Here is a 26695-nt window from a genome sequence, read left to right on the forward strand (position 1 = left end):
CCGGTACCACTTCACCAGCCCCGACAGACGATCGAGCGGCGAAGAACCGCTCGCAAGCCTGTCACCCAGAAATGCCTCAACCAGGCTCAATTGTCCCGTCCGCTTAACCGCCATTGCGACTCTCCCGACTTTCGCCTTCAGAGAATCACAACCAGCCAATTACGCAACAGGCCCTCGAGGGGGGAGATAAGCAGTCACCCCATCGGCGGTCCGAGAATATCGATGCCGTTTTCAGCGCAAAGCCTCGTCAGCGCCGCGATCATCTCAGGCGTCGGCGCCGCCATCGGCGGCAGGTCCGGCCATTCGGCCGGGCGGCTTGCCTTGCGTACCATCGTCTCGAAATCCGAACCGCGCGTGACGGTGAGCGTGTGCGCGCCTTCGGGAGACTCGACTATATAGGTATGAGGCAGGCCTTTCGGCGCGAGCACCGTCTCGCCGGCGCCGACGATACGCTCGCGGCCGTCGATCTGAAAGCGCAGGCGGCCTTCCAGGATGTGGAACACCTCGTCCTCATTGCGATGCACATGCAGCGGCGGGGAGTCGCCATAGGGCACACGATGCTCGATGACGCAGATGCCGTCCTCGCCGTTGGCCGACGAGACCTGGATGGCGATGAGCGTATTGTTGAACCAAAGGAGTTCCTTGCCTGCGAAGGCGCTGTTGATCATTGTCATAATTCCTCTCCCTTCGTTGGGCGCCGACGGAGCGGCTTTGACGGCGACCTAATCAAGGACGGACGGGCGATGGAAATCGAATGATCGTATGGGGGCGGATTGATGCGATGAATTTGAATGCGCTCGATCTCAATCTGGTGAGGGTGCTCGATGCGCTTCTGCGCGAGAAAAGCGTGACGCGCGCCGGCGAGCAGATCGGCCTCAGCCAGCCGGCTGTGAGTGCCGCGCTCAACCGCCTGCGCCACGCGCTCAACGACCAGCTCTTCGTGCGGCGCGGCAACGACATGGTACCGACGCCGCGCGCCGAAAGCTTGGCCGAGCCGGTTCGCGCGGCGCTGCGCGAGATCGAGCGCGCCTTCCAGCCGGCGACCGATTTCGATCCGGCCAGGCTGGAACGAACCTTCACCTTCATGGGCGCCGATTTCTTTTCCATGCTCCTGATGCCGCCCTTTGCCGCGCGCATCGCTGTGGTGGCGCCGCGCGTATCCTTTCGCTTCCTCGACAGCGCCATCGGCGATGTCTCGAGGCTGCTGCAGGAGGATCAGATCGACGTGGCGCTGGAGCGTCCGCTGGAGGTCGCGGACTGGGTGTCGAGCGTCCCATTGTTCGCCTCGCCCTTCGCTGTCATCGCGGCGAAGGACAATGCGGCGCTCAGGCAGGCTGGCGTGGCCGAGGGCGGGCAGGTGCCGCTCGAACTCTTCTGCGCGCTGCCGCACGCGCTGCGCTCCATCGACGGCTCGATGGCGGGCTTCACCGACGACGCGCTGGGCCGGATGGGCCGGACGCGCCGGGTCACGCTCGCCTTGCCGCATTTCCAGGCCGTCGCGCTGGCGGTGGCGGGCGGACCCTGCCTGGCCGTCGTCCCGACACAGTTCGCGGCGGCGGCCGCAAAATCCTTGCCGATCGGCATTTATCAAGCGCCGATCTCGATTCCTTCGCCCGCGGTCAGGATGTATTGGCACGCCCGCCGCGACGACGAGCCGCCGCATCGCTGGATTCGCGAGCAGATCCTCGACGAAGTGGGAAGGCTCGGGTTCAAGGACTGGGATGGCGCTGTTTCCAAGGCGTAGGCGTCAACCGGCCGTATAGCCGCCATCGACCGCAAATATGCCGCCGCTGGTCCAGGCCGCTTCATCGCTGGCGAGATGGATCGCCATGCCGGCAATATCCGAGGGACTGCCGATGCGGCCGAGCGGATAGCTGCGCTCGACATAGGCTTTGAGGTCGGCTTGCGCCTCGGCCGGCAGGTTGACGATCGACTTCCGCCGCATGGCGGTGTCGACGGTGCCGGGCGCGATCGCGTTGACGCGAACGCCGCGCGGGCCGAGCTCGAAGGCGAGCGATTTGGTCAGCGAGTTCAGCGCGCCTTTCGATAGCGAATAGAGGCTCGACGGTCGTTTCGGGATCATCTTGTTGGCGAAGTAGGACGAGATGTTGATCACCGAGGCGCCCGCGCCGAACTGCGGCAGTAGCCGCTGGGTAAGGAAGAACGCCGCCGTCACATTGAGGGCGAAGGATTGCTGGAACTGGTCCGCGGTGACGGTCTCGAACGGCACCAGATAGGCAACGCCGGCATTGTTGACGAGGATGTCGAGCGGGCCGGTTGCTTTCGCGCACTCAACCACGGCATCGATGCCGGAAGAGGTTGAAAGATCGGCCGACTGGGTCTCCACGCTGCCTGCGACCGTCAGTTTCTGGCGTGCCGCTTCGAGCTTTTTGGTGTCGCGGCCAACGATCAGTACTTCGGCGCCTTCACGCAAAAAGGCTTCCGATATGGCCAGGCCGATGCCATCCGAACCGCCGGTGACCAGTGCCCGTTTGCCAGAAAGTCTCATTGAAGGCCAAGTCGCATCGGATGCTCCCGCTGTTCCAGGTCGGGAAAGCAATGCCGATCGGCGATTGCGGTCAAGCCGCCGGCCTATCGCTCAGTATGAACTTCGGTAGGTCCCGTCCCGATCCAGTTACCGCAGCAGCGATTGCGACGTCGGCGACAGGCGCAAAGTTTCAGTCGGCCTTGTCGTATCGGCCGCTTGCTGAAACGACTGCCACCATGGCGAGGCGGCAAGCGCTGCGTCATGGCGACCATGCGCTTCGACGCTGTCGAAACCCGTGACGGCGATGAAGACGTTTTCGCCCAGGCGCACCGGCAGGCGGGAAAAGCTGTTTTCGGCATGTTCTGTGATGAAGGCGCCGAGCAACCGCCCGCCGGCGGCGGCAAGGATCGGAACGGTATCCGTTTCGAAATTGCCGGCGAAATCGGCCTTGGCGCCAGGCCGCAGATGATGAATCCGGATGACAACAATACCGGTCAAGCGATTGTCTGTGCTCGGCTTTCCATGATCCGGCAAAGCGCCTCGCTGCGCGCCCGACAGGTCGAAACCGGCGCCTGGCCAGGCCGGCTTCAAGAGCAGCACATCGTCGGAATCGATCATCGTCGCATTGGCGGCGTCACGGTGCGCGGCCCATACCGGCCCGTCATAGAAGGCGGTCAGCGCCTCCTTCCGCGCTTCCATACCGCCAAAACCGCGCAGCCAGACGAACATGTCGGGCCGGTCGAGGTCGCGAAACTGGCCGATAATGGTCATCCCGGCATCTTCCTGGCCCTCGATGAACCGACTGTCGAAGATATCGATCAGCGTCTCGCGCCGGCCTGGTTTTAGCGTGTATTGCCGCAACTCGACGACCGGTGAGGCGAGCAGACTTGCCGTCGCACGCGCATTGAGGGACAGGGGCATTGTGTCGTCTCCAAAACAGGATGATCATCCGGTTTACAAAACAGACCGGTTGTCCTGTTTTGTCAATCTGCTATCGTTCGCAAATGTCAGCAGAGATTGCTCAGGTCCCAAAAGGGCCGCCGCGAAAACGCATCAACGATCCCGAAGGCCTGCGCAACAAGGTGCTCGATGTCGCCGAAGCGTCGTTCCAGGCGCGCGGCTATCATAGCTCCGCCCTTGGCGAGCTGATGGCTACTGCCGGCGTCACCGGCGGCGCGCTGCATCACCATTTCCCCACCAAGAAGGCGCTCGCCTTGGCGGTGATCGAGGAGCGGGTGGCTGCCGCCCTGGAGGAGACCTGGATCGGTCCGGTAAGGGCGGCTGATACGGCGCGCGAAGGCGTGCGCGCAGTCTTCGAGGCGGTGGCGGCTGAATTGGAGCAGCAGGGCTTCGTTCGCGGCTGTCCGCTCAACAATCTGGCGCATGAATTGTCGCTCGCCGATTCGGATTTCCGTGCCGCCCTTGCACGAATCTTCGCCGAATGGCGTCAGGCGATCGCCGACAAGATCAGGGCCGATCAGCAGGCGGGAAGGGAGCAAGGCACCGATCCCGAACGCTTTGCGGCACTTGCCGTCGCCGCCTATTCCGGCGCCATGTCGATGGCCAAGACGGCGCAGGACGCCAGCGTATTGCGCGATTGCCTGGCCGAACTTGAGGGCAGCCAAACACCGCCATTCCCGAGCAGAGCGAAGCGGCGTCGCAGGATTCTGCTGCGGCCGGGAAAACCTTGACCAGCGCTGTTCTAGTTGGAAAGCGGTTTGATCGTCGTGTAACCGTTCACCGATTCCGCGCTGGTGCCTTCATCGTAGCGCCGGGCGAGTGCCGCCTGCAGATCGGGCGCATAGAGCGCGGTGAATGTGTCCAGCGTCTCGCCAGCGCCGTTCTTGAAGGTCTCCTTGACCGCCAGTACGCTGTATTTGCAACCGCCGACGCTGAATGTCTCCTTGCCCTTGACGACCAGGCTCAGCGTCTTGGTGCTCTTCGGCTGCTTGTTGGGCGACAACTCGACGAATTCAATCGTGCTCTTTGCCCCCGTCTTCAGCGGAAACAGTTTTCGCAGATCGGAAAACGGGATCATGGCCACCCGACCGGTATCGCTGTCGCGAAACACTTCGACCAGGCCGCCGAACAGGAACTGTGTCTGCGGCGATTGCGATTCATAGGTGTTGGCGACGGAGACCATGCCGCCGGCCACAGGTCGAAACTCGCTACGGATGCCGGGCATTTCCAGCACGAAGCCGGCCTTGGCCGATTTTGCGTCGACGCAATCGGCGGCATGCACCGCACCCGCCGGCAGCAAACCAGCCAGCACCATGCCTATCGAAGCACCTTTCATGAAGTCCTCCTCTGCCCGCGCAATGTGCACCGGCGCGGAAAAAATGCCAGAGCCACAGTGCTGTGTCGACCTGCCATGCGTGGCGACTGGACGGCGGGGCGCCGGCTGTGCTGAAACTCACACCATGAATCGCATCTCGACCCGGCGCAAATTCCTCGCACAGGCAGCCGGCCTTGCCATGGCTGGCATGCTGCCGCGCGCCGCTCTCGGCCAGACCGGAAAGCGTATCCAGCCGATCGACGCCACCTTCTTGTTCATCGCCGATGTCCATGCCTGTCGCATGGCGAGCGGCCTGAGCCCCAATTGCCTGCAGGAAGGCAAGACCGATGCCGCGCTGTTACGCAATGTCGCGGCCCTCAATGGCTTGGCCGACCGGCAATGGCCGGCCGAGATCGATGGTGTTGCGACCGGCCTGCGTTCGGCCGGCAGCCGCATCGGTCCGCCGCTCGGCCTCGCCGTCGGCGGCGACATCACCGACGATGGCGGCGGCCAGGTCACCGAGCCCAGCGAAGGCACGCAGCTCTTGCAGTTCAGCCAGCGCTACAGCCAGGGCATCGGCCCGGACCGTGTGCACATGCCGGTCTATGTCGGGCTGGGCAACCACGATCTCGACCAGAACGGCTCGCCGCCGCATGTCGACTGGTACCGGCGTGAATTGCGCGACTATGTCGAGGTCAACCACCGCCCGGGCGTGTTCTTCAAACCGCCAGTGCCGGCCACCGAATACGATGTCGACACCGACTGCTATTCCTGGGATTGGGGCGGCCTGCATCTGGTCCAGACGCATCGATTTGCCGGCGACACCGGCCACGGCGCGGTGAGCAGCCTGCCATGGCTGAAGCAGGATCTGGCAACCTACGCCGCGGACGGCCGTCCCGTCATCCTGTTCCAGCACTATGGCTGGGATACTTTTTCGGTCGAGCGCTGGGACCCGGCCAAGAGCACCTATGACGATGACGGCTCAGGCGCGCCGCACTGGTGGAGCGAGGCCGACCGGCAGGCGTTGCTTGCAGCGCTGAAAGGCTACAATGTCATCGCCATCTTCCATGGCCACCAGCACGAAGTGCCGATGATCTACAACAGCGACGGTCTCGACCTGTTCAAGCCGAAGGCCGCCTATATGGGTGGCTTTGCGCTGGCGAAAGTAACCGGCGAGGCCATGGATGTGGTGCTGGGCGAGGCCACCGGTGACCATGGCGAGGTCAAGTTCACCAATGCCTTCAGCAAGAAACTGACCTTCTGACAGCGCGCACGAAAAAGGCGGCCTAGAGCCGCCTTCTTCGTTGCCTGCGAAGATCGGATCAGAGCGCTTTCTTGACCTTGTCCTTCACGTCGCCGTAGGCCTTCTGCACCTTGCCGGCGATCTTGTCGGCCGTGCCTTCGGCCTGGGTCTGCCTGTTGCCGGTCGCCTTGCCGGCAGCCTGCTTGACCGAACCCTTGATCTGCTTTGCCACGCCGGCGACCTGATCCTTGTTCACCATCTTTGCATCTCCTGGGATTAAGGGATTTCGTCTCGCCAGAAGCAAACGGAGCCGGCTGGCTTAGGTTCCGATGAGAACGCAAATCATCGTCGCATTGGTCGCTTATATGGTCGTCGAAACGCTTTGCCGCCGTCGTATCGTGTGGCTAGTGTGACGAAAATCTTGGGGAGACCGTCTTGGCCGAATTTACGCTCATCATCGCCAACAAATGTTTTTCGTCCTGGTCGCTCAGGCCTTGGGTGGCGATGAAGCATCTGGAGATACCGTTCGAGGAAGGCTTCGTGCGCCTGCGCGCGCCCGAGACCTTTGCCAATCTGGCGAAAGTGTCGCCGACCGGCCTCGTGCCGATCCTGAATCACAATGGCAGGATCGTCTGGGAAACCCTTGCCATCCTTGAATATCTGGCCGATCTGTTTCCGGAGAAAAAACTCTGGCCGCAGGATATCGGCGCTCGTGCCTTGGCCCGCTCGGTGGCGACCGAGATGCATTCGGGCTTTCGCGAGGTGCGCTGGCTGGCCGATGAATTTGCGCCGGCCAAAGGGCCACAAGCAGCTCGACGCCGAAGGCGAGCTGCAGCGGGCGCGCATCGAAACGATCTGGCGCCAGTGCCGCGAACAACACGGCAAGGGCGGCCCGTTCCTGTTCGGCCATTTCACCGCGGCAGATGCCATGTATGCGCCGGTCGTCACCCGATTCGATACCTATGGCGGCGAACTGGCGCCGGATACACGCGCCTATGTCGACGCGGTGCTGGCAACACCGGCGATGCGGCACTGGTATGCGGAAGCGGCGAAGGAGACGTGGCCGGAACCCGGCCCGGACGAATAGGTCGACAGATGGTAGACTGACGACATCCCTGGGGAGGGACCGATGGCCAGCAATGACGGATCGAGCGAAACCAGGGCGCCAAAAATCTTCCATTGCCGGCTGATCCCGCCTCGGCCGGACTTCGCCTTCACCATGACGGAGGAGGAGAGAGAACTGATGGGCCGGCATGCCGACTATCTGCGCGGCAAGCTGCGCGAGGGCACCATGATTTTGGCTGGTCCGGTCGCCGACCCGGCCGGCCCCTGGGGTCTGCTGATCCTGCGTGTCGGGAGCGAAGCCGAGGCGAGGGCGGTGACCGACGGCGATCCGGTGTCGAGCTCGGGCCGTGGTTTCCACTACGAGATCCTGCCGATGATCAGCGCGATCCTGTAGGCCGCTAGAGCAATTCCCGGAAAAGTGTGAACGGTTTTCCGTCCGGAAATTGCAAAAAAATAAGAGATAGAGTGAGTTAGCGTTTCGGCTCCGGCCACAATATGTCCAGCATCTGCGGCAAAAGCTCGTCGAGCAGGTGCTGGGACTTCGCCTCCGGTGTGAGCTTCGAAAACTTGCCGCTGAGCGCCAGATGGGCAAAGCCGTGCACGGTTGACCAGGCTGCCAACATCGTGGCGCTCGTTGGCGCGTCAAGCTCGGCATCCTCGGGCAGTCCGCGCAAGGCAAGGATCGTGCGGGCGATTGGTACCTTGGCCAGTTCGGACGCAGCCGCCAGCCGCGCATCATCGGGCAGCAGCAGGTCATACCGGAACATCAGCTGGAAGCGGCCGGGATAGGCGAGTGCAAAACGCACATAGCCGGCCGCCTGCTGTTTCAGCCGCGCCGTCGCGCTCTCGGCCGACCCCTCAATCTCGATATGGCGGGCAAGTTCCTCAAAGCCGAGAATGGCGACTTCGGTCAGCAGCCCGGCGGAACTGCCGAAATGGTGCGCGGGGGCTGCAGGCGATACATGGGCGCGCCGCGCCGCCTCGCGCAGCGAAAAACCTTCGAGGCCGCGCTCGGCGAGTATAGCGTCCGTCGCCTTGATCAGGGCGTCCCTGAGGTCGCCATGGTGATAGGCTTCACGCGCGGTTTCGCCAGCCATTTCATTTCTCCCGCAGCCCAATCTTTACAATGTACAGATTTTGCGCTATTTGTCACTTAACACTGTTAAGATGACCGCATATCAACCCTAGGAGACATCCCCCAATGTCTACCCAGTCCTTATCCACTTACAACTTAGCCACCCAGCCCTCGTCTGTAGCCTTGTCGGCAATCCCGCATGCCGCCGTCAATGATCCTCCTGCACCAAGTCGCTGGACAGCCGCCGATATTCCCGACCAGTCCGGGCGCACGGTCATCGTCACCGGCGCCAACAGCGGTCTCGGTTTCCAGACGGCGCTCGAACTTGCACGTCACGGCGCCCATGTCGTGATGACTGCGCGTGACGAAAGCAAAGGCCGAGCCGCGAAAGCCCGTATCGAAGCCGAGCGTGTCCGCGGCTCGCTCGAATTGCGCAAGCTCGATCTTGCCGATCTCGACGATGTGAAGCGCTTTGCCGCTGACATCATCGCAGACGGATTGGCCGTCGATGTGCTGGTCAACAATGCCGGCGTCATGATGCCGCCGCGCAGTCTGACCCGCCAGGGATACGAGCTGCAGTTCGGCGTCAATCATCTCGCACATTTCGTGCTGACGGCGCTGCTGATCGAGCGCCTGGCGCAAAGCAGCGACGGCCGGGTCGTCACCGTCAGTTCCGACCTGCACAAGCGCGGAAATATCCATTTCGACGACCTTGTCGGCGCGCGGAACTATGGCCGCGTGTCGTTCTATGCTCAGTCGAAATTCGCCAATGTGCTGTTTGCCCTGGAGCTTGATCGCCGCCTGAAGGCCGTGGGCCTGCCGGTGCGTAGCCTGCTTGCCCATCCCGGCTATTCCGCCACCAATCTGCAACTGAGCGGCCCGACCGGCATCCTCAAACTGTTCATGCGCTTCGGCAACCGCTTCTTTGCGCAGGACGTGGCGATGGGCGCACTCAATCAACTCTACGCGGCAACCGCACCGACCGCAGCAAGCGGCCAGTTCATTGGACCGGACGGCAGAGGTGAAAAGAGCGGTTATCCCTCGGTTGTCCAGCCGATCGACGCGGCACGCGACCCTGATCTCGCCAGAAGACTGTGGCAGCTCTCAGAGGATTTGACAGGCATCCGCTTCAACCTCGCGAACCCGGGGGCGGCCCATGGCGTCTGACATCCTTCGCTTCTTCCGCGCCTGGATGTTCGATCCGCTGCGTGTCGCCTCGATCACGCCGTCAGGTGCTGCGCTGGCAAGGCTGATGGTCTCCGAGATCGCCGCCTCGACCGGATCGGTTATCGAACTCGGGCCAGGCACGGGCGTCTTCACCCATGCTCTGGTCCGCCAAGGCGTCAGTGAGGACAAGCTGATCCTGGTCGAGAAAGGGGCGGAGTTCGCTGCCATGCTTGGGCAGCGTTTTCCCCGAGCCCGCCTGCTGTGCATCGACGCGGCCGAAATCGGCGCCGCGATCGGTCCGAACCCGGCGCAGGCCGGCGCGGTGGTCAGCGGCCTGCCGCTGCTGTCCATGCCGGCAAAGATGGTGTCGGCGATCCTCGCCGGATCGTTCGCGCATCTGCGCGACGACGGCTGCTTTTACCAGTTCACCTACGGTCCGCGCTGCCCGGTCCCGGGCAAGCTCCTGGAAGGGCTCGGCCTAGAAGCGACGCGCATGGGGCAGACACTGAGGAACGTTCCGCCGGCGGCGGTCTACCGCATCGCCCGCCGCCCGGTGCCACTGCAAGCGAGCCCCGCCCGGCCGCCGGGGATCGCGATGACCCGGGAAAGGGCTTAGGGCACATACAAGAACGCCTCTCGCACCGTTTAATGTGCGGGAGGCGTCCTTTTGCCAGCATTCTGAGATTGCTCTCTGTAGTGCTGACAGCATAAAAATGCGCCGACTTGGGATTGGTTCCGCGCCCGGTGAATTTTTTTTTACGCCCGCCTTACGCTGCGCCGGCTCGCCAGTTGAGGCGTCACGGCTCGGCATCCCCAGGTTGAATTTTGGCCGCAGGAAAACCAGAAATTGACTCGGTGCCAAAAGAAGTCTACAAGACATATGTCGATATTTGTTTGACCGACTTTTGTTATCCGCGCACGCATGCGCGCCTTTGACGAACTTCCCCATCAAAAATCGAGACAAACGCTGTTGTGCAGTCGCACAATGGTGAACGAATATTTGCCAGGGAAAGGGTTCTTCATGGCCACCGGCACAGTGAAATGGTTCAACGCCACCAAAGGTTTTGGTTTTATTCAGCCTGACGACGGCTCCGCCGACGTTTTCGTCCACATCTCGGCCGTAGAGCGCGCCGGAATGCGTGACATCGTCGAGGGTCAGAAGCTCGGCTACGAGATGACCCGCGACAACAAGTCGGGCAAGATGTCCGCCGACCAGTTGAAGGCGGCCTGATACGAATTCGGCCTTCCGGTGACCACGGATGTACTGGCACCGGTGAAAGGCTGAAAGGAGTGCCTTGCGCATCCAACTTGGATGCGCGGCGCTTCCATGGAAGGTCAGGCGGTGCCTGGCCTTTTTCATTTTGCGTGTCATGCCGCTAAAAGTGCGCTGCACGCCGGCCGGAACGTGCTAAGGGACGCTCCAGCAATCTGAACCGCCCGTATTGCCCCGATGCCGTACTGCTTTGGTCGTGACCGAAGACCGGTCTCGCTCTATCGGCATCAGGCTCCCGACAGGAGAAAGTTTTGACCACTCAATCGAAGACCGCCGACCAGGCCGGCTCGCTGTTCAGCAAGACGCAAACCCAGTCGATGTCGCTCAACCGCATCCTGTCCGAGCGTGATGCCGTCAGCGAGGCCCGCGAAGCCAAGACCGCACGCTTGCGCGAATTGCGCAAGGAGAAGGAAGCCGACGAAATGGCAGCGGCCGCCGCCCTTGCGGCGCTGCCGAAGCGGGCAGGTAAACGTTGATGGCTACCAAGCGCGTACCGCCTACACCGATCGATGCCGATTCGACCATTGCGTCCATGGTCGAAGGCCTGGACAAGCCGGTCGAATATGTCCGCCGCGTGCTGGAAAAACTCGAGCGCTGCAAGCGCGCGCATGGCGATGCCCAGGTGCGCGTCGGCGTGCGCGGCCGCGCGGAAGCCCCGAACTACCTGATCGAATATGTCCGCGAGGACAAAAAGACCCTGGAGCGGGTGACCTACCAGGATGCCGCCTACAGCGGCAGCACGCATCGCGAGCTGGCGGCACACCACATCGCCGAGGCCAGGAACTGGTCGCCCGAGGAAATGAACATCACGGCGGTCTCGGCGCTGATCGGCCGCTTGCGCAATCCGCGCGCACCATCATCGCGTTTTTCCGACGAGGACTGACATGGCCATAAAATTCTCTGCCAAGGACCAGCCGGCAGCGACGGCTGCCTCTGCAAAGCCGGCCAAGCCCGCTGCCGCGCCGAAGGCCGCTGGGGCCACGGAGGCCGCGACCGACCTGTTCAAGTCGCCGGCGGACGCGCCGAAGGGCAAGGCAGGCAAGAAGAAATAGCGCCTTGCCGCCGCAAGCTGCCGGTCATCCCGCCATCGCGCCCGCCGATCTGGCTGACGCACCAGATTTTTTGTCTGGCGATGAGGGCGCGGTCGTAATCTTCGACTGTCAGAGCTGCGGCGCCTGCTGTTCCTACTCCGCCGAATGGCCACGCTTCTCGATGGAAGACGATGCGCAGCTCGACCGGATCCCGGAAAAATTCGTGGCGGCTGACCTGTCCGGCATGCGCTGCGACGGTGTCCGCTGTACGGCGCTGACCGGCGAGGTCGGCAAGCACACGGCCTGCGGCATTTACGATATCCGCCCTGATGTCTGCCGCGCCTGCATGCCTGGCGACGACGATTGCCTGATGGCGCGCAAGGCGCACGGGATGCCCCTTATTAATCTCCCCCCTTGAGGGGGAGATGTCGCCGAAGGCGACAGAGGGGGTCGCCGCGCGTGAAGCGCCGGCATCGTTCGCGACGGAAAGAGGGCGTCGGCGCTCTATGCGAGACGACCCCCTCTGGCCGCTTCGCGGCCATCTCCCCCTCGAGGGGGGAGAATACGCCCGCTTGCCCAACCTCACGTCACCCGATAGCTTCCACGCCGGGCAGGGCGTTGGAGGATCCATGAGCATCGAATTCCTGTTGACGTCGCTGATCGTCGTGGCTTCGCCCGGCACCGGCGTTCTCTACACGCTGAGCGCCGGGCTTTCGCGCGGCGTGCGCGCCTCGATCATTGCCGCGTTCGGCTGCACGCTCGGCATCATCCCGCATATGGCCGCCGCCATCACCGGCCTCGCGGCGCTGCTCCACACCAGTGCTGTCGCCTTCGAGACCCTAAAGTATCTCGGCGTTGCCTATCTCCTCTACATGGCCTGGAACACGTTGAAGGAGAAGGGCGGCTTGAGCGTCGATGAAAACGTAGCGCCCCGCTCCGCCGCCAAGGTCATTACCTCAGGCATTCTGATCAACATCCTCAACCCGAAACTGTCGATCTTCTTCTTTGCCTTCCTGCCGCAATTCGTCAGCACCACCGAACCGAACGCCTTCGGCAAGATGCTCGAACTCTCGAGCGTCTTCATGCTTTTGACCTTCGTCGTGTTCGTCGGTTACGGCATCTTCGCCGCCTCGATTCGCAGCCACGTCGTGTCGCGGCCGATGGTGCTGACCTGGATGCGCCGCACCTTCGCCGGCGCCTTCGTCATGCTCGGCGCCAAGCTGGCGCTGGCGGATCGCTAAGAAAGACTGGGCGCTGCGCTACCCCTTCACGTAGCCCATCGCCTCGACGATCCGCCCGTCCGCGACGCGCATCAGGTTGACGCCGCGGATGGAGTTGCCGTCGGCCATGAAATAGCGCCAGCGGATCGTTCCCCGTTCACCGGAGACAAACGTTTCCTCGAGGTCGAAGCGCGTGCCGGGCTGGGTGGCGATTGCCGACCATAGGGCGACGCATGCCTCTTTGCCGGCATGCCGGGCGCCGTCAGGCGCCGGCACCGTGTTTTCGATGACGCAGTCCTCGGCGACCAGTTCGCCGAGCGCCGATGGATCGTGCAACTGGAACACATCGTTGAAGCGCTGCATGATTTCGGCTGTCTGCCTGGACTGGTCGTCCGGATGAATGCTGGTGATGCTGTTCTGGCTCATCTCATATCTCCTGGTTTTCATTGTTCCGTGGCAGTGGTGGCGACGAGCTCGGCCTTAAGCGCTATTGTTGTAACGCCGGCCAAAGCGCGAGAGACGAGGCAGGTCGTCTTCGCCGTCTCCGCCATGCGCTGGAATTCGGCAGGCTCGAGGCCCGGGATATTGGCTTGCGTTTCGAGCTCGATGCGGGTGATCGTCGGCCCCGCGGCGGTCGCACCGAGATGCACCTTGGCGACGGTGCGGATGCTCCGGGCAACATGGCCGTCCTGGCCGAGGATGAAGGTCAGCGCCATTGAGAAGCAGCCGGCATGGGCTGCCGCGATCAGTTCTTCCGGGTTGGTGCCTGGACCGTTTTCAAAGCGCGACGGAAAGGAATAAGCGCCTTCGAAGACGCCGCTGCCAAGCCGCAGGCGGCCGCCGCCTTCCTTCAGCGTGCCTTGCCATTCTGCGAAAGCTTCACGGATTGTCATGGTCGTTCTCCTTCGTTGGGTTCAATATGATGAGCTGGCGAACGGGTCAGGCGCCGTCGATAACAACCTTCCCGAACACGTCGCCCTGCTGGAAATAGCGGTAAGCATCGCCGGCTTCGGGAAACGGGAAGACCTTGTCGATGACGGGCTTCAGGCGATGCTGCGAGACGGCGCGCAGCATTGCTTCGAGGTTCGTCCGGCTGCCGACGAACAGGCGGCTGATGGTGACGAGGCTGCGCTGATAGAGCGCTGCCGGCATCTCTATCGATCTGCCTTTGGCGTCTTGCAGCGTCAGCAGCACGATGTGCCCGTAAAGCGTGCTGGCAATCAGCGACTGCGCGAAGGTGGCCGGGCCGCCGGTTTCAACGACCAGGTCGATGCCGCCTGTCTGTTCGCGCACCCAGCCGCCCCATTCCGCCGTGTCGGTGCTGGAGACAACGAGGTCGGCGCCCAGCGCTCGCAGCCTGTCGGCCTTCTCGGCGCGCGATGTGACAGTCACGACGCGGCAGCCTGCGAGCTTGGCGAACTGCAGCGCAAACAGCGCGACGCCACCCGAACCGATGACCAGAACCCATTGACCTGGTTTGAGAATTCCGGGACTCGTCACTGCATTCCAGGCCGTCACGCCGGCGCAGGTCAGCGTCGCCCCCTCATGCCAGCTTAGATGGTCGGGCAACCGGACCGCCCATTGCTCATCGAGCACGGCATATTCCGCCAGCATGCCGTCCAGCGTGCAGCCGAGCTGGTCGATCAGCCCGGCATTGATGCGGCCGTCGATCCAGCGGGCGAAATAACTGCCGGTGACACGGTCGCCGACGGCAAAGCGCGTGACCTGATCGCCAATAGCGACGACCTCACCGGCGCCGTCGCTGAGCGGCACGACTCCCTGGCGCGGCGTCAGCGGATAGGTTCCGCCCAGGATCATCGTGTCACGGCGGTTGAGCGAGGTGGCACGAACGCGGATCACAATCTCATGCGGTTTCGGTTCTGGCCGAGCCTCGTCCCGCATCGCCAAGGAATCGGCCCCGCCGGATCCTTCGAGACGGTAGCTGCGCATGTCGCTCTCCAAAAGTATGTAGACTGATCTACATATTATGTAGACCGGTTGTCATATTTTGCGCAAGGCCTATAATGGCCGCTCCTGACAGAGGCTGACATGGCAAACGACACCCGCACCCGCATACTCGAGACGACGGCGCTGCTGCTCAGGCAGCGCGGCTATCACGGCACTTCGCTCAACGATATCTTGAGCGCCAGTGCTGCACCGCGCGGCTCGCTCTACTTCCATTTTCCTGGCGGCAAGGACCAGTTGGTCATCGAGGTGACGCGCGACAGCGTCGCCGACGTGACGAAAAGGCTGGGCGAGGCGCTTGCCGCCGAGAGCGACCCGGCGGTGGCCGTCCACCACATCTATCAGTCGGTAGGACGCATGCTGGAGGAAAACGAGTTTTCACTGGGCTGTCCGATCGCGCCTGTGGTGCTGGATTCGCCGACCGACGTGCCGGAACTGGCGGAACTTTGCCGATCGGCTTTCGAGCAATGGATAGGTCTTCTGCAACAGGCCTTTGTCAGAGCAGGGGTGACCGAGCGCCGCGCGCATGCTTTGGCGCTGCTGGTCGAATCCTCGCTGGAAGGGCTGATGGTGATTGCGCGGGCCACCCGCGACCGCGCCCCGGTGATGGTGGTGGCCGACGAGGTCGCGGCTCTCGTTAAAAGCGCTGTGCTGACCAGAGGAGAGACGCAGCGACGTGCGGATGCCGCCGTCTGAACCTCGGTAGCCAACCTAAACGCAGAAAGGGCGCCTTTCGGCGCCCTTTCCGTATCTGAAGGCTGATAGGGTTTGGATTAGAAATCCATGCCGCCACTCAAGCCCGCTTGCGGGCTTGAGCAATTTTAGCTCATGGGCGTGCTTTATGGACTTCTTAGAAGTCCATGCCGCCCATGCCGCCCATGCCGCCGCCGCCCATACCGCCGGGCATGCCGCCGCCAGCCGACTCCTTCTTCGGAGCCTCCGCGATCATGGCTTCGGTGGTGACGAGCAGGCCGGCGACCGAAGCCGCGTCCTGGAGAGCCGTGCGAACGACCTTGACCGGGTCGACGATGCCCATGGCGATCATGTCGCCATACTCGCCGGTCTGGGCGTTGTAGCCGTAGGTCGCGCCCTTGTTGTCGAGGATCTTGCCGGCAACGATCGAAGCTTCCGCACCGGCGTTCGAGGCGATCTGGCGGGCCGGAGCCTGCAGAGCACGACGAACGATGTTGATGCCGGCAGCCTGGTCGGCATTGACGCCGGCAGCCTTGATGTTGGCCGAAGCGCGCAGGAGAGCGACGCCACCACCAGCAACGATGCCTTCTTCCACGGCCGCGCGGGTCGCGTTGAGGGCGTCATCGACGCGGTCCTTCTTTTCCTTGACTTCGACTTCCGTCGCGCCGCCGACGCGGATCACCGCAACGCCGCCCGCCAGCTTGGCGAGACGTTCCTGCAGCTTCTCCTTGTCGTAGTCCGACGTGGTCTCTTCGATCTGCTGCTTGATCTGGGCAACGCGGCCCTGGATCTCGGCCTTCTTGCCGGCGCCGTCGACGATGGTGGTGTTCTCCTTGGAGATCGACACCTTCTTGGCACGGCCGAGCATGTTGAGGCCGACATTCTCGAGCTTGATGCCGAGGTCTTCCGAGATGACCTGGCCACCGGTGAGGATGGCGATGTCTTCCAGCATGGCCTTGCGGCGATCACCGAAGCCCGGTGCCTTGACGGCGGCGATCTTCAGGCCACCGCGCAGCTTGTTGACGACCAGCGTGGCCAGAGCCTCGCCTTCGACGTCTTCCGAGATGATGAGCAGCGGCTTGGAGGTCTGCACGACGGCTTCGAGAACCGGCAGCATGGCCTGGAGGTTGGAGAGCTTCTTCTCGTGCAGGAGGATGTAGACGTCCTCGAGCTCGGCAACCATCTTGTCGGCGTTGGTGACGAAGTAGGGCGAGAGATAGCCGCGGTCGAACTGCATGCCTTCGACGACTTCCAGCTCGGTCTCGGCGGTCTTGGCTTCCTCAACCGTGATGACGCCTTCGTTGCCGACCTTCTGCATCGCTTCGGCGATCATGGCGCCGACCGACTCGTCGCCATTGGCCGAGATCGTGCCGACCTGGGCAACTTCCTCGGAGGTCTTGATCTTCTTGGCAGCCTTGCCGAGAGCCGCGACGACTTCGCTCACAGCCAGATCGATGCCGCGCTTCAGGTCCATCGGGTTCATGCCGGCGGCAACAGCCTTGTGGCCTTCCTGGACGATCGACTGCGCCAGAACGGTCGCGGTCGTGGTGCCGTCGCCGGCGATGTCGTTGGTCTTCGAAGCAACTTCGCGGACCATCTGCGCGCCCATGTTCTCGAACTTGTCTTCAAGCTCGATTTCCTTGGCAACGGTGACGCCGTCCTTGGTGATGCGCGGGGCCCCGAACGACTTGTCGATGACGACGTTGCGGCCCTTGGGGCCGAGCGTCACCTTCACCGCGTCGGCGAGGATGTTGACGCCGCGCAGCATGCGCTCACGGGCGTCGCGGGAGAATTTTACGTCTTTGGCAGCCATGTTTTAGCTCCTGGCAGGGGCTTGCGATCAAGCCCGAAATTCAGTTGACGGTGAGGCCGATAATCAGCCGATGATGCCCATAATGTCGGATTCCTTCATGATCAGAAGGTCTTCGCCATTGAGCTTGACTTCGGTGCCCGACCACTTGCCGAACAGGATGCGGTCGCCAGCCTTGACGTCCAGGGGAACCAGCTTGCCAGCTTCGTCACGAGCGCCGGAGCCGACGGCGATGATCTCGCCTTCCTGCGGCTTTTCCTTTGCCGTATCCGGGATGATGATCCCGCCGGCGGTCTTGGATTCGGATTCGACCCGGCGAACGACCACGCGGTCATGAAGCGGGCGGAACTTCGACTTTGCCATTTTTTCTTCCTCGAATGAGAACGGTGAGAACAGTTCCTCCATCCGGCGATGCCGGACATGCGTTAGCACTCACCAAGGGAGAGTGCTAACGTGGCGCTGAAATAGGCGCGTGGCTTTCGAGAGTCAAGGCGAGCGGTGGGCTCAATTTGCTCCAATTTGAGCCCTGCCGTGGTCTGACGGGAAGCCTAGCGACGCCTCGGCGATCCAAGCACCAGCAGAGGGCATCGTTCCGCCAGCGGATAGGAGCCGCTCGGCACGACGCGCACGTCGCCGAACCACGCACTCGCCTCATCGACCAGCACGGCCAGCGTCGCGAAGCTGTAGCCTACGTCGGAGCCGGCATAGACGTCGATCGTGTTGATCGACGCGATGCTCCATCCCGTCCGCGCGGCAAGGGCCTCGCGGTCGGGGAACAGGCCGTCGAATGTCTCGCGGATCATTCGCACCTGGATCGCGAAATCCGGGCCGCCCGTGGTGCACGCCATGGCGATCCGCCATTTGAGCGCGTGGAAATTCTCGATCGCACCGGCCAGCACCTGGGCTTCAATGCTGGCCAGATCCTCGGTCGTTTCCGGGGCGGCGAAAACGCGGATCGCGGCACGCCCGCCGGGTCTCAGGACCCTGGCGATTTCGCCATGCAGGCGATTGCGCGCCGCCTTCGAGGCGACGGCGGACAGGCATCCGTCGCCAATGACTGCCTCGGTGCTGGCCCCGGCAACCGGCAGATCCAGCCAGTTTCCAGCCATCGCGCTGCGCGAGGCATTGTCGCCTGCCCATACGCCCGAGATCATGGCCGCCGATTGGTCGATTGCCAGCATCGATCTGCCGAGCACGGCAAGTTCCGGCGTCACCCCCAGGAGCAGGACATCGGCATTTGCCAGGCTGACTTCGCGCTCGAATATACCAACGGTTTCCGGCGTCGGCCGAAGCGGCGCGTCCAGAAGCCTCCAGTGACGGTGATAATTGTCCCAATGATTTGTCATGCTGCCTTTGCAGAGTCCGAGACGTCTGGCTTTTGGTGTTCACAGTCGCCTATTAGAAAATTGCAGGAAATCAAAAGGCTGTCTGTGGCACGAATTGTCGTCGTAACGCATGAGCACGATCGGTTCCAGAGCGGTCGCAACCTCTTACTGCGCAGGTCGAGCCCCTATATGCTTTTCGATGTTCTCGAAGAACTGAAAAGGCGCGGCCATTCGGTCCGGGTTCAGCAAGGCCCGGCCATGACGCACAGTGCCGACATCGCAATTCTACATGTCGATGCAACCGTCACACCGGCGGATTATCTCGACTATGCGCGGGGTTTTCCACTCTGCCTCAATCTCGCAACGGCCGACATCTCCAAGCGACGGGTCAGCGGCGCGTTGCTAACGCATGACGACGCCTGGCAAGGCCCGGTCATCGTCAAAACCAATCTCAACAATCAGGGCATTCCGGAGACGTTCCTCAACCGGCGATCCAGGCGCGCGGGCAAGCAGCCACCTTTTCCCGATGTGCAGGGGCTGCAGCCCTACGAGGTCTACGAGTCTGTTGGCGACGTCCCGGACGGCGTCTTCGGCGACGACGATCTGGTCGTGGAAAAGTTCATTGCCGAACGGGAACCCGATGGCTTCGCAATGCGGTTCTGGGTGTTTTGCGGAGAGAGCGAGCGTTGCACCCGCTACGTGTCACCAAACGGCCTCGTCAAGGCATCTGAAACGATCCGACGTGAGCCTGTCCCTGTTCCTGACGAGATCCGCGAGCGGCGACGAGAACTCGGCTTCGACTACGGCAAATTCGATTTCGTCATGCATGAGGGCAGGGCGATCCTGCTCGATGCCAACAAGACGCCGGGCCGTCCCAAAAACCTGGTGAAAATGTTTGCGGCCGGCGCCGCCCATCTGGCCGACGGCTTCGAGGGCCTCATGCACCGGGCGCGATAGGCCTTCTCGCCTAAAGAAACTGGCGCAGCTGCGTGTGAATGATCGACCGATAGTCCTCGATCGTATGGCGGCTTTCCGTTTCGTCCTGGGTCAGCGCCATGCGCACGACGCCTCCGGCAAGCTGGAAGATCAGGAAGACCATGCGCCCGAACTCCTGGCGCCGTTCGGCCGCGAGAAACGGGCCGACATGGTCGCAGAACATCGCCGCCTGGCGCCGGGTCTCGGCGATATCTAGATTTTGCAGCGCCTTGTCGGCCTGGATGGCATTCTGCAGGTCCTGGATGGCCGGGTCACCGGCGACACGTTCATAGTAATCGTCGAGCAGCCGGTCGGCGGCGGCGATGACGTCGCTCAGTCCGCCAATGTCGGCAACGATCACGGCAAGCCGGGCGCGGCTCACTTCCGAGAAACGCTCGTAGAGCATCGCCAGGATCGCCGACTTGTTTGGGAAGTAATGATAGACGGTGGCGATCGGCCCGCCGGCCAGCGCGCCGACTTCCTTCATGGTGACGGCGTCGATGCCCTTTTCGCCGATCAGCCGCATGGTCGTCGACAGGATGGCGTCGATACGCTCGCGGCTGCGCTCCTGCTTCGGCCTGCGCCTCGGTTCGGTCGCCGTTCTCACTGCTTCGTTCATGCCGCCACCCTCTCGATCGCCAAGTCCATTCGATCCCCAGCCTTGCTGATGCCGCGCCTCACCAATGATTGACAAACGAATATGATCGAGTATCAGTTTCTAAATACTGACAGATTGTCAGTTTTTGTGCCGTCAGGCAAGGACGTTTGGGAGACGCCCGTGACTTCTGTTGGTAACGCCGATGCCGGAAACGGCGACTGGCTGGTCGGCAATCCGACCGCCGCGCAATTGGCCTCGGCGCTGTGGATCGGTTCGGTCGGCCTGCTCATCCTCGGCCTGCAGCCGGTGTTGCTCGGCGCGCTCTACACCGAGGGCCATGTCAGCGGCGACGAACTCGCGCTGGTCGCCACGGCGGAGATGATCGCCATCGGCATCGGCTCGGCGGTCATCGCGATGCTGCTCTCCGCGCGCAATATGCGTTGGAAGAGTGCGGTCCTTCTGGCCCTGCTGGCGCTGGCGAACTGGGCAACCGCCTATGCGGTCAGCCCGAATTCGCTGATTGGCGCCCGCACTGTCGCCGGTCTCGCCGAAGGTGGCCTGGTGGCGGTCGCCACCGAACTGATCGCCCGATCGCGCCGGGCCGAGCGCATCGGCGGCTATTTCGTCACCATCCAGACCCTGGCGCAATGCGCGCTGGCGCTCTTGCTGGCGCTTTACGTCATCCCGGCTGCCGGATCGGCCGGCGGCTTCATCGTTCTTGCCGTCGTCTGCATCGCCTCGCTGGCGGTCGCCTTCATCGTCCCGGACAACTATGCCGACCTGCCGAAGGAGGAGAATTTGGGCAATGTGCTGACCGTTCCTTCGCTCACCGCTCTGCTGTGCGTCTTCTGCTACTTCATGTTCTTCGGCTCGGTCTGGGCCTTTCTCGAGCCGCTCGGCGCGCAATACGGCATTGACGGGCGCACCGTCGGCTTGATCGTCTCCGCCAGCCTTGCGATCCAGGTGCTGGGCGCGATGACGGCGACCGTCTTCGAAGCGCGCATCGGCTACCGCTTCGCCATAGTGGCGATCGGCGTGGTAGCTGTCGCCTGTTCCGCGGTGCTGGCCAGTAGTCCAACCCTGACGATATTCTGGGCCGCCGCGCTGGTCATGGGCTTCATTCTTCTGTTCATCGTGCCTTATCAGATCCGGCTGGCGATCACCGCCGACGAGACGCGCACTGCAGTGCTCCTGGTGCCGGCTGCCCAACTCTTCGGTCTGGCCATCGGGCCGATCGCGGCATCGCTGCTGATCGACGGCAAGGATTTTCGGCCGGTACCGGAATTCGCCGCCGCGAGTGCCGCGGCCAGCGTCGCAATGCTCGGCCTGTTCATACTGGTCGCGCGCCGCCGCCGCGCCATCGCCTGACCGAAACCATTCGTTCCGAAGACACGATGGCGTGAGCGTTCAGTCACGATACTTGACTAAGTCAAATAAATGATCGATCGTTCTGGGGCAGGAGGCTGACCATGACGATCCATCATCAACCCGGCAAGGAACGCATCGACGCGGTACGGGCTTTCAACCGCTTCTACACCCGCCAGATTGGTCTGCTCGACGAAGGCCTGCTGAAAAGTGCCTTCTCGTTGACCGAAGCGCGGGTGCTTTACGAACTGGCGCATCGCGACGGCCTGACGGCCACGGATCTCATTCGCGATCTCGGCCTCGACGCCGGCTATATCAGCCGGCTCCTGAAGAAGTTCGAGCACTTGCAGCTGATTTCGCGCACGGCGCTGGCGTCGGATGCGCGGCAATCGTCGATCACGCTGACGCCGGCGGGGCGGCAGGCCTTCGCGCCGCTGAACCGGGGTTCGCACGACCAGGTCGCGGCCTTGCTGGGGCGGCTCCCGGCTGCCGAACAGGACCGGCTGGTCAAGGCCATGCAGACGGTGCAGCAGCTCCTGGGCGAGAGCACAGAGCCCAAAGTCCCTTATATGCTCCGGCCCTTGCAGGTCGGCGACATCGGCTGGATTGTCCGCCGTCAGGGCCAGATCTACGCGCAGGACTATGGCTGGGACGAAACCTATGAGGCGCTGGTCGCCGAAATCCTCGGCGCCTTCGTAAAATCCTTCGATCCAAAATGGGAGCGCAGCTGGATCGCCGAGCGGCAAGGCGAGGTGGTCGGCTCGGTCTTCGTCGTGCGCAAGTCGGACGACGTAGCAAAACTGCGCCTGCTCTATGTCGAGCCTTCGGCGCGTGGCCTCGGTATCGGCAAGCGGCTGGTCGAAGAGTGCATCGGCTTTGCCCGCGCCAAAGGCTACAAGATGCTGACCCTGTGGACCAACGACATCCTGACCGCAGCCCGCCACATCTATGAGAGCGCCGGCTTCAAGCTGGCCGACGAAGAGCGCCACCACGCCTTCGGCAAGGATCTGGTCGGCCAGAACTGGAACCTGGAGCTGTAGCGTCTTTCCCTTCCCATCGGATGATTTTAGTCGCCTTCGACAATACGGCAGGCGTGGAAACCAAAGACCCTGCCCATTTTTGCCGCTCGTAGCGCCTGGGTCAGCTTGTCGCTCAGGAAAAAAATCCGTTTTAAGGGCGGACTCACCCACAGATCGGGGCCCCCAAGGGCGGCCCGGCTAACCGCAACGTCATCGTCATGAAGATTTGGCGGCATTCTGAAACCGCCGATACCATATTCAATAACCCTCTGTGAATGTTCGCGCAGAAAAGCATCTTTGCGCTCGCCGATGTTGAGGCAAAAATACCCCCCCTCCACCAGCGTCTTGCGGTCATGCTGGAAAAGCTTGATCGGATAAAGTGAGGAATGGCCGAGATCGAATTGCCGCAGCACATCGGCGCAGGCTGCCGAAACCACCACCGCGCCGGCGGCAAGCACGAGATCCGCTTGCTTCTTTTCTTTCTTGTCCGGGTAGTTGGCGAATATCTCCTTCGGGAAATGCTCGGCCGACATCCGTTCGCCCGCTTCGTTCGCCTCGGCCATCTGGCCAAGGTTCATTCCCGTCGGCAACGGGTCAGCGGTGAACCCCTTGATCCGTGATGAGTCCATGAAGGCGCGACTGGCCCAGACCCGTTCGTTTCGAGACTGTGTCATCGCGGCGATAATCTCCTGGAATTCAGTTCCAAGCAACTTCCATCAAGTAACTTGTATCCAGAAAGATCGCTAGCTTCGACATCATGTCTTCTCAGTATTTCATTTTTCCTGCCCTGCTAGGCCTCGGCCCTTCAGATGCGCGCCCAAAAACGTTTCGAGAAACCTGGGCACTTCGAAGCCCGGCTAGCCCTTGACCGGGATCCAGATCTCCAGCCCGCCATTTCCGCTGCGTGGATCGAACTCCGGCCCGTAGCGCTCGAATTCGGGGCCGTCCGCTATCTCGTGGCCGGAGGCCGGCAGCCATTTGTTCCAGATCGTGTTGACGGTGCGGCGGATGGTCGAGATGTGCTCGGCATGGGTGAAGATTGCGTATTTCTGTGCCGGCACCCGCACCCGGGAAAGCTCTTTCGGCAGGTCGGAGAAATCCAGGACTTCGATGCCGGCGATGTAATCGAAATTGCCGGCATCGTCGCCGTTGACGCAGACGCCATAGGCGACATCGCCGGTCTCGCCCGGAATGTTGCCGATATAGGGACCGAAGCGCTGCCATTGCATCGGAATGGCGGCGCTGGATTCGCAGCTGTAGCGCTCGCCGAGTCCGGCGATGAGGAACGGCCGGCCAGCCTCGAAGCGTGGCGGCTGCAGTGAGGCGAGAAAGGACTGGTCCATCAGGATCGGTTCCACGAGGTCGAGGTTGCTGAGGCTGCCCTGCGCACGCACCAGTTCCGGCGTGGTGCCGAACTGGTCGCGGAAGGCACGGGTGAAGGCCTCATGCGAGGCGTAGCCGGCATCAAGCGCGACTGAGAGGATGTCGGGCGCGCCACCGGCCAGCTTGCGCGCCGCTTCGGTCAGCCGGCGCGCGCGCATATAGCCCATCACCGAACGGCCGGTGGCGGCGCCGAAAGCGCGCGTCACATGAAAGCGCGACACGCCGCTGCTGTGCGCGACATCGTCGAGCGAGATCGCTTCCGGCAGATGGCTTTCGACAAACCACAGCGCTTTCTCGGTCGGGTTCATGGCACCTCGCATTTGGCGGACCAACATTATCCATCGCGCCAACCGACAGTTTGATCGAAATTGCGCACTGGGCAATAATGCAGCATGTCCATGCCGTGTCGATGTGGGAATCGAGACGGCCCGATCCGGGGAGGGGTGTTCCCGATGACAGCGACGGCTGCCGATCAGCTTTTCCGGTTTGGCGGGTTCACGCTCGACCTCGCCATGGGCACGCTGCGCGGTGTCAACGAGCCGCTGTTCCTGCGCCCCAAGGCCTACGCGTTGCTGTCGCATCTCGCCCGCAACATGGGCCGCGTCGTGCCGAAATCGGAGCTGATGGATGTGGTGTGGCCGGGCGTCTTCGTCACCGAGGATTCGCTCACCCAGTCGGTGCGCGAAATCCGCAAGGTGCTGGGCGATGACATGGTGCGCACCGTTTCCAAGCGCGGCTATATGCTTGCCGCCGAAGCGCAGACCGCGCCCGAGATCGGCGCGCAGCCGGTGGTGGCGGTGGTGCGCTTCCGCAACGAAAGCGGCGATCCGGCCGACGAGGCTATGGTCGATGGCTTTGCCGAGGACCTCATCAACGGCGTCGCGCGCTTCGGCACGGTTACCGTGCTTGCGCGGAACTCCAGCTTTTCCTTCGCTTCTTTCGGCCGTTCCGAATGGTCGCAAATCCGCGCCCGCATCGGCGCAGATTATCTGGTCGAAGGGTCGCTGCGCCGCCAGGGCGAGCATGTCGTCGTGGCCGTCAGCCTCGTCGACATCGCCACCGCCCGCCAGCTCTGGGGTGACCGGTTCCAGTCGCAGGGCGACGGCCTGTTTGCAATCGAGCGCGAGATCGTCGAGCAGATTGTCAGCCGGCTGGTCACGCGCGTCACCAATGCCGGTCTCGAACAGGCCTCGCGCAAGCCGGTGACCAGCCTTGCGGCCTATGAGCTTCTATTGCGCGGTTTTGCGATGTTGCGCGATCCGGCCCAGACCGACCAACGCAGCGCCGAAATCCTGTTCGAGGCGGCGATCGCCAAGGATCCAGGCTACGGCCTTGCCTACACCTATCTCGCTCTGGTGCGGGCCTTGGATGGAGAGTTCGGGCGCGCCAGCGATGCGGTGCTGCAAAATGCGCGCGATCTCGCCGACAAGGGCCTGGCCTTATCTCCGGACCAGCCGACCGGGCATCGCGTGCAGTCGCTGATCCGGCTCTATATGCGCGAGCATGAAGCCGCCGAGCAGCACATGCGCATCGCGCTGCAGCTCAACCCCTATGACGCCGACAGCATCGAGCAGATGGGCATGCTGCTCACCATGCGCGGCCGGCCGCTCGAGGCGCTGACCTGGCTGGCGCGGGGCATCCGCATCGATCCCCTGCACCCGCACTGGTACCAGTTCGACCGCGCGCTGGCGCTCTACATGATGGGGGAATACCGGCAGGCGGCGGATGCGCTTGAGCTTGCAACGCGCCCGGCGCCCTGGATCCGCACCAGGCTGGCTGCCTGCTATGCCCAGATGGGCGAGATGGAGAAGGCGCGGCGGCAGATCGCCCTGATCGAGGAGGGCGATCCATTTTCGCCGATCGACTATGCGCTGCGTGGCGTGCCGTTCGAGAACAAGGCCGATGCCGAGCATCTCGCCGAGGGCGTCAGGCTGGCCCTCGGCGAGATCGAGCCGGGTCAATCAACGACCACGACGATGTAGCGGCCCTGATAGGCCCTGTAATAGGTGCCGCCGCAACGCCAGACGTCGAAGCCGTTGACCTTGGTGCGCACGCAGCCTGCCGGCAGCGTGGCGACCCAAGCCGTGGTGTGGCGCAGCACGCGCCATGCGGTGGTGCGGCGAGCAACGCCGGCGGCGCTGCGCGGTGTCCACGGCGCACCGACACGGGCCTGCGCCTCGCCGACCAGCGCGAGTGCTGGCACGGCGGCGCCGACGGTCTCGAGGGCGCTGAATGTTATGGCCAGAACGGCAGCCAGGGAGCGGATTTTCTTTAGGGAATTCATAGACATTTTCATTTCTCCAGATGTTGAAAGTCTAGTGGGAAGCGGCAAGCCGGGCCGAGCCCGCCAATGCCGCCAGGTGAGCAACCACGAACAGAAAGTGCGCCGCGGTTGTGACGTAGCCGACGACGAGCACGTCGGCGGCGATGAAGAACTGCCAGAAGGCGAGGTTTGCGGTCCCAAGCAGCAGGTGCACGGCAGCCAGGAAGGCATGCCATGTGCGGGAGTAGGCGATGCGCCAGAGCGTCACGCCGATGATCAGGGCCAGGCCGTGCGCCTCGATGAAGCCGATGCCGGTGCCCGGCGCATTGCCAAGCAGGACGGCTTCGGCACCGGTGCCGAAGAACGAGCCGGCAATGTCGGTGGCGAGCCCGCCGACTGATGCCAGGATCAGAAAGCCGGCGTTGAAGCGCACGAGAATCTTTCCAAAGAAGGGGTCCATGG

General features: G+C 62.8%; 34 protein-coding genes and 1 pseudogene. 18 read left to right on the top strand and 17 right to left on the bottom strand.

Annotated features, from left to right (window positions below; translation table 11 throughout):
* Nucleotides 1–194: 194 nt before the first annotated feature.
* On the bottom strand, nucleotides 195–674 hold the full coding sequence (locus JQK88_RS17490) for a cupin domain-containing protein (RefSeq protein WP_246749893.1): 480 nt from the start codon (nucleotides 672–674) through the stop codon (nucleotides 195–197).
* 107 nt (nucleotides 675–781) lie between these two features.
* On the opposite strand from JQK88_RS17490, the gene JQK88_RS17495 reads away from it, so the two are divergent.
* Entirely contained in the window at nucleotides 782–1744 is a 963-nt protein-coding gene (locus JQK88_RS17495; RefSeq protein ID WP_203278944.1) for a LysR family transcriptional regulator, read from the top strand.
* A gap of 3 nt (nucleotides 1745–1747) precedes the next feature.
* On the opposite strand, the gene JQK88_RS17500 is transcribed toward JQK88_RS17495, so the two are convergent.
* A complete protein-coding gene (locus JQK88_RS17500) occupies nucleotides 1748–2509 on the bottom strand; it encodes an SDR family NAD(P)-dependent oxidoreductase (RefSeq protein ID WP_203278945.1) in 762 nt (253 codons plus the stop codon).
* Between the two features lie 126 nt (nucleotides 2510–2635).
* On the bottom strand, nucleotides 2636–3409 hold the full coding sequence (locus tag JQK88_RS17505) for an NIPSNAP family protein (RefSeq protein ID WP_192251391.1): 774 nt from the start codon (nucleotides 3407–3409) through the stop codon (nucleotides 2636–2638).
* A gap of 83 nt (nucleotides 3410–3492) precedes the next feature.
* Here JQK88_RS17505 and JQK88_RS17510 point away from each other — a divergent pair, with 83 nt between their 5' ends.
* Nucleotides 3493–4179 carry an LmrA/YxaF family transcription factor gene (locus JQK88_RS17510; protein ID WP_192251389.1) on the top strand — a complete coding sequence of 229 codons (687 nt, stop codon included), beginning with the start codon at nucleotides 3493–3495 and terminating at the stop codon, nucleotides 4177–4179.
* An 11-nt stretch (nucleotides 4180–4190) separates the two neighbouring features.
* Here JQK88_RS17510 and JQK88_RS17515 read toward each other — a convergent pair whose 3' ends face one another.
* On the bottom strand, nucleotides 4191–4784 hold the full coding sequence (locus JQK88_RS17515; RefSeq protein WP_192251386.1) for a hypothetical protein: 594 nt from the start codon (nucleotides 4782–4784) through the stop codon (nucleotides 4191–4193).
* A gap of 124 nt (nucleotides 4785–4908) precedes the next feature.
* On the opposite strand from JQK88_RS17515, the gene JQK88_RS17520 reads away from it, so the two are divergent.
* A complete protein-coding gene (locus JQK88_RS17520; protein ID WP_203278946.1) occupies nucleotides 4909–6027 on the top strand; it encodes a metallophosphoesterase in 1119 nt (372 codons plus the stop codon).
* Between the two features lie 58 nt (nucleotides 6028–6085).
* Here JQK88_RS17520 and JQK88_RS17525 read toward each other — a convergent pair whose 3' ends face one another.
* Nucleotides 6086–6265, bottom strand: a complete 180-nt coding sequence (locus tag JQK88_RS17525) for a CsbD family protein (protein WP_142867047.1) — start codon at nucleotides 6263–6265, stop codon at nucleotides 6086–6088.
* Nucleotides 6266–6441: 176 nt separating this feature from the next.
* On the opposite strand from JQK88_RS17525, the pseudogene JQK88_RS17530 reads away from it, so the two are divergent.
* Together JQK88_RS17530 and JQK88_RS17535 are read left to right on the top strand one after the other, a co-directional pair.
* Nucleotides 6442–7093, top strand: a pseudogene (locus JQK88_RS17530) (glutathione S-transferase family protein).
* Between the two features lie 42 nt (nucleotides 7094–7135).
* The gene (locus JQK88_RS17535) at nucleotides 7136–7465 is read left to right on the top strand and encodes a YciI family protein (RefSeq protein ID WP_192252727.1); all 330 of its coding nucleotides are present in this window, start codon (nucleotides 7136–7138) and stop codon (nucleotides 7463–7465) included.
* Nucleotides 7466–7541: 76 nt separating this feature from the next.
* Here JQK88_RS17535 and JQK88_RS17540 read toward each other — a convergent pair whose 3' ends face one another.
* Entirely contained in the window at nucleotides 7542–8168 is a 627-nt protein-coding gene (locus JQK88_RS17540) for a TetR/AcrR family transcriptional regulator (RefSeq protein WP_192252730.1), read from the bottom strand.
* A 104-nt stretch (nucleotides 8169–8272) separates the two neighbouring features.
* Here JQK88_RS17540 and JQK88_RS17545 point away from each other — a divergent pair, with 104 nt between their 5' ends.
* The 8 genes from JQK88_RS17545 (at nucleotide 8273) to JQK88_RS17580 (ending at nucleotide 12858) form a co-directional block, all read left to right on the top strand.
* Nucleotides 8273–9313, top strand: a complete 1041-nt coding sequence (locus JQK88_RS17545) for an oxidoreductase (RefSeq protein ID WP_192252733.1) — start codon at nucleotides 8273–8275, stop codon at nucleotides 9311–9313.
* Nucleotides 9303–9929 carry a class I SAM-dependent methyltransferase gene (locus JQK88_RS17550; protein ID WP_192252736.1) on the top strand — a complete coding sequence of 209 codons (627 nt, stop codon included), beginning with the start codon at nucleotides 9303–9305 and terminating at the stop codon, nucleotides 9927–9929. Before JQK88_RS17545 ends, JQK88_RS17550 begins: the two co-directional genes overlap by 11 nt.
* A gap of 405 nt (nucleotides 9930–10334) precedes the next feature.
* Nucleotides 10335–10544: a cold-shock protein gene (locus tag JQK88_RS17555; protein ID WP_023671502.1), complete on the top strand. Its 210-nt coding sequence runs from the start codon at nucleotides 10335–10337 to the stop codon at nucleotides 10542–10544.
* Between the two features lie 293 nt (nucleotides 10545–10837).
* Entirely contained in the window at nucleotides 10838–11062 is a 225-nt protein-coding gene (locus tag JQK88_RS17560) for a hypothetical protein (protein ID WP_112562407.1), read from the top strand.
* Complete coding sequence (locus tag JQK88_RS17565) at nucleotides 11062–11469, top strand: hypothetical protein (RefSeq protein ID WP_192252739.1); 408 nt, start codon at nucleotides 11062–11064, stop codon at nucleotides 11467–11469. Before JQK88_RS17560 ends, JQK88_RS17565 begins: the two co-directional genes overlap by 1 nt.
* A 1-nt stretch (nucleotide 11470) precedes the next feature.
* A complete protein-coding gene (locus JQK88_RS17570) occupies nucleotides 11471–11638 on the top strand; it encodes a hypothetical protein (RefSeq protein WP_203278947.1) in 168 nt (55 codons plus the stop codon).
* Nucleotides 11639–11642: 4 nt separating this feature from the next.
* Nucleotides 11643–12035, top strand: a complete 393-nt coding sequence (locus tag JQK88_RS17575) for a YkgJ family cysteine cluster protein (protein ID WP_203278948.1) — start codon at nucleotides 11643–11645, stop codon at nucleotides 12033–12035.
* A 211-nt stretch (nucleotides 12036–12246) separates the two neighbouring features.
* A complete protein-coding gene (locus JQK88_RS17580) occupies nucleotides 12247–12858 on the top strand; it encodes a LysE family translocator (protein ID WP_203278949.1) in 612 nt (203 codons plus the stop codon).
* A gap of 18 nt (nucleotides 12859–12876) precedes the next feature.
* Here JQK88_RS17580 and JQK88_RS17585 read toward each other — a convergent pair whose 3' ends face one another.
* Genes JQK88_RS17585 through JQK88_RS17595 form a run of 3 tightly spaced genes read right to left on the bottom strand, consistent with a single transcriptional unit; the run spans nucleotide 12877 to nucleotide 14787 of the window.
* A complete protein-coding gene (locus tag JQK88_RS17585; RefSeq protein ID WP_203278950.1) occupies nucleotides 12877–13263 on the bottom strand; it encodes a nuclear transport factor 2 family protein in 387 nt (128 codons plus the stop codon).
* Nucleotides 13264–13280: 17 nt separating this feature from the next.
* Entirely contained in the window at nucleotides 13281–13730 is a 450-nt protein-coding gene (locus JQK88_RS17590; protein ID WP_203278951.1) for an OsmC family peroxiredoxin, read from the bottom strand.
* A 46-nt stretch (nucleotides 13731–13776) separates the two neighbouring features.
* Entirely contained in the window at nucleotides 13777–14787 is a 1011-nt protein-coding gene (locus JQK88_RS17595; RefSeq protein WP_203278952.1) for a zinc-dependent alcohol dehydrogenase family protein, read from the bottom strand.
* A gap of 99 nt (nucleotides 14788–14886) precedes the next feature.
* On the opposite strand from JQK88_RS17595, the gene JQK88_RS17600 reads away from it, so the two are divergent.
* The gene (locus JQK88_RS17600; RefSeq protein ID WP_203278953.1) at nucleotides 14887–15498 is read left to right on the top strand and encodes a TetR/AcrR family transcriptional regulator; all 612 of its coding nucleotides are present in this window, start codon (nucleotides 14887–14889) and stop codon (nucleotides 15496–15498) included.
* 154 nt (nucleotides 15499–15652) lie between these two features.
* Here the strand turns inward: JQK88_RS17600 and groL are convergent, their stop codons facing one another.
* The 3 genes from groL to JQK88_RS17615 form a co-directional block, all read right to left on the bottom strand.
* On the bottom strand, nucleotides 15653–17308 hold the full coding sequence (groL, locus tag JQK88_RS17605; protein WP_192252772.1) for a chaperonin GroEL: 1656 nt from the start codon (nucleotides 17306–17308) through the stop codon (nucleotides 15653–15655).
* A gap of 63 nt (nucleotides 17309–17371) precedes the next feature.
* Complete coding sequence (gene groES / locus JQK88_RS17610) at nucleotides 17372–17668, bottom strand: co-chaperone GroES (protein ID WP_006203049.1); 297 nt, start codon at nucleotides 17666–17668, stop codon at nucleotides 17372–17374.
* Between the two features lie 185 nt (nucleotides 17669–17853).
* The gene (locus JQK88_RS17615) at nucleotides 17854–18651 is read right to left on the bottom strand and encodes a class I SAM-dependent methyltransferase (RefSeq protein WP_203278954.1); all 798 of its coding nucleotides are present in this window, start codon (nucleotides 18649–18651) and stop codon (nucleotides 17854–17856) included.
* A 168-nt stretch (nucleotides 18652–18819) separates the two neighbouring features.
* On the opposite strand from JQK88_RS17615, the gene JQK88_RS17620 reads away from it, so the two are divergent.
* Nucleotides 18820–19587, top strand: a complete 768-nt coding sequence (locus JQK88_RS17620; RefSeq protein ID WP_246749894.1) for an ATP-grasp domain-containing protein — start codon at nucleotides 18820–18822, stop codon at nucleotides 19585–19587.
* Nucleotides 19588–19597: 10 nt separating this feature from the next.
* Here JQK88_RS17620 and JQK88_RS17625 read toward each other — a convergent pair whose 3' ends face one another.
* The gene (locus JQK88_RS17625) at nucleotides 19598–20224 is read right to left on the bottom strand and encodes a TetR/AcrR family transcriptional regulator (protein WP_203278956.1); all 627 of its coding nucleotides are present in this window, start codon (nucleotides 20222–20224) and stop codon (nucleotides 19598–19600) included.
* Nucleotides 20225–20383: 159 nt separating this feature from the next.
* Here JQK88_RS17625 and JQK88_RS17630 point away from each other — a divergent pair, with 159 nt between their 5' ends.
* Both JQK88_RS17630 and JQK88_RS17635 read left to right on the top strand, forming a co-directional pair.
* Complete coding sequence (locus JQK88_RS17630) at nucleotides 20384–21571, top strand: MFS transporter (RefSeq protein ID WP_192252782.1); 1188 nt, start codon at nucleotides 20384–20386, stop codon at nucleotides 21569–21571.
* A gap of 101 nt (nucleotides 21572–21672) precedes the next feature.
* Nucleotides 21673–22608, top strand: coding sequence for a bifunctional helix-turn-helix transcriptional regulator/GNAT family N-acetyltransferase (locus JQK88_RS17635; protein ID WP_203278957.1), 936 nt, complete (start codon nucleotides 21673–21675; stop codon nucleotides 22606–22608).
* A gap of 26 nt (nucleotides 22609–22634) precedes the next feature.
* Here the strand turns inward: JQK88_RS17635 and JQK88_RS17640 are convergent, their stop codons facing one another.
* A complete protein-coding gene (locus tag JQK88_RS17640) occupies nucleotides 22635–23297 on the bottom strand; it encodes an imm11 family protein (RefSeq protein WP_203278958.1) in 663 nt (220 codons plus the stop codon).
* A 147-nt stretch (nucleotides 23298–23444) separates the two neighbouring features.
* Entirely contained in the window at nucleotides 23445–24278 is an 834-nt protein-coding gene (locus JQK88_RS17645; protein ID WP_203278959.1) for an AraC family transcriptional regulator, read from the bottom strand.
* A gap of 144 nt (nucleotides 24279–24422) precedes the next feature.
* On the opposite strand from JQK88_RS17645, the gene JQK88_RS17650 reads away from it, so the two are divergent.
* The gene (locus tag JQK88_RS17650; RefSeq protein ID WP_203278960.1) at nucleotides 24423–25952 is read left to right on the top strand and encodes a winged helix-turn-helix domain-containing tetratricopeptide repeat protein; all 1530 of its coding nucleotides are present in this window, start codon (nucleotides 24423–24425) and stop codon (nucleotides 25950–25952) included.
* Here the strand turns inward: JQK88_RS17650 and JQK88_RS17655 are convergent.
* Nucleotides 25928–26260: a hypothetical protein gene (locus tag JQK88_RS17655; protein ID WP_203278961.1), complete on the bottom strand. Its 333-nt coding sequence runs from the start codon at nucleotides 26258–26260 to the stop codon at nucleotides 25928–25930. The two genes, JQK88_RS17650 and JQK88_RS17655, sit on opposite strands and share 25 nt — an antisense overlap.
* A gap of 25 nt (nucleotides 26261–26285) precedes the next feature.
* The gene (locus JQK88_RS17660; RefSeq protein WP_203278962.1) at nucleotides 26286–26693 is read right to left on the bottom strand and encodes a hypothetical protein; all 408 of its coding nucleotides are present in this window, start codon (nucleotides 26691–26693) and stop codon (nucleotides 26286–26288) included.
* Nucleotides 26694–26695: the final 2 nt, after the last annotated feature.

The sequence above is a fragment of the Mesorhizobium caraganae genome (assembly GCF_016836705.1).
Classification (GTDB): Bacteria; Pseudomonadota; Alphaproteobacteria; order Rhizobiales; family Rhizobiaceae; genus Mesorhizobium; species Mesorhizobium caraganae.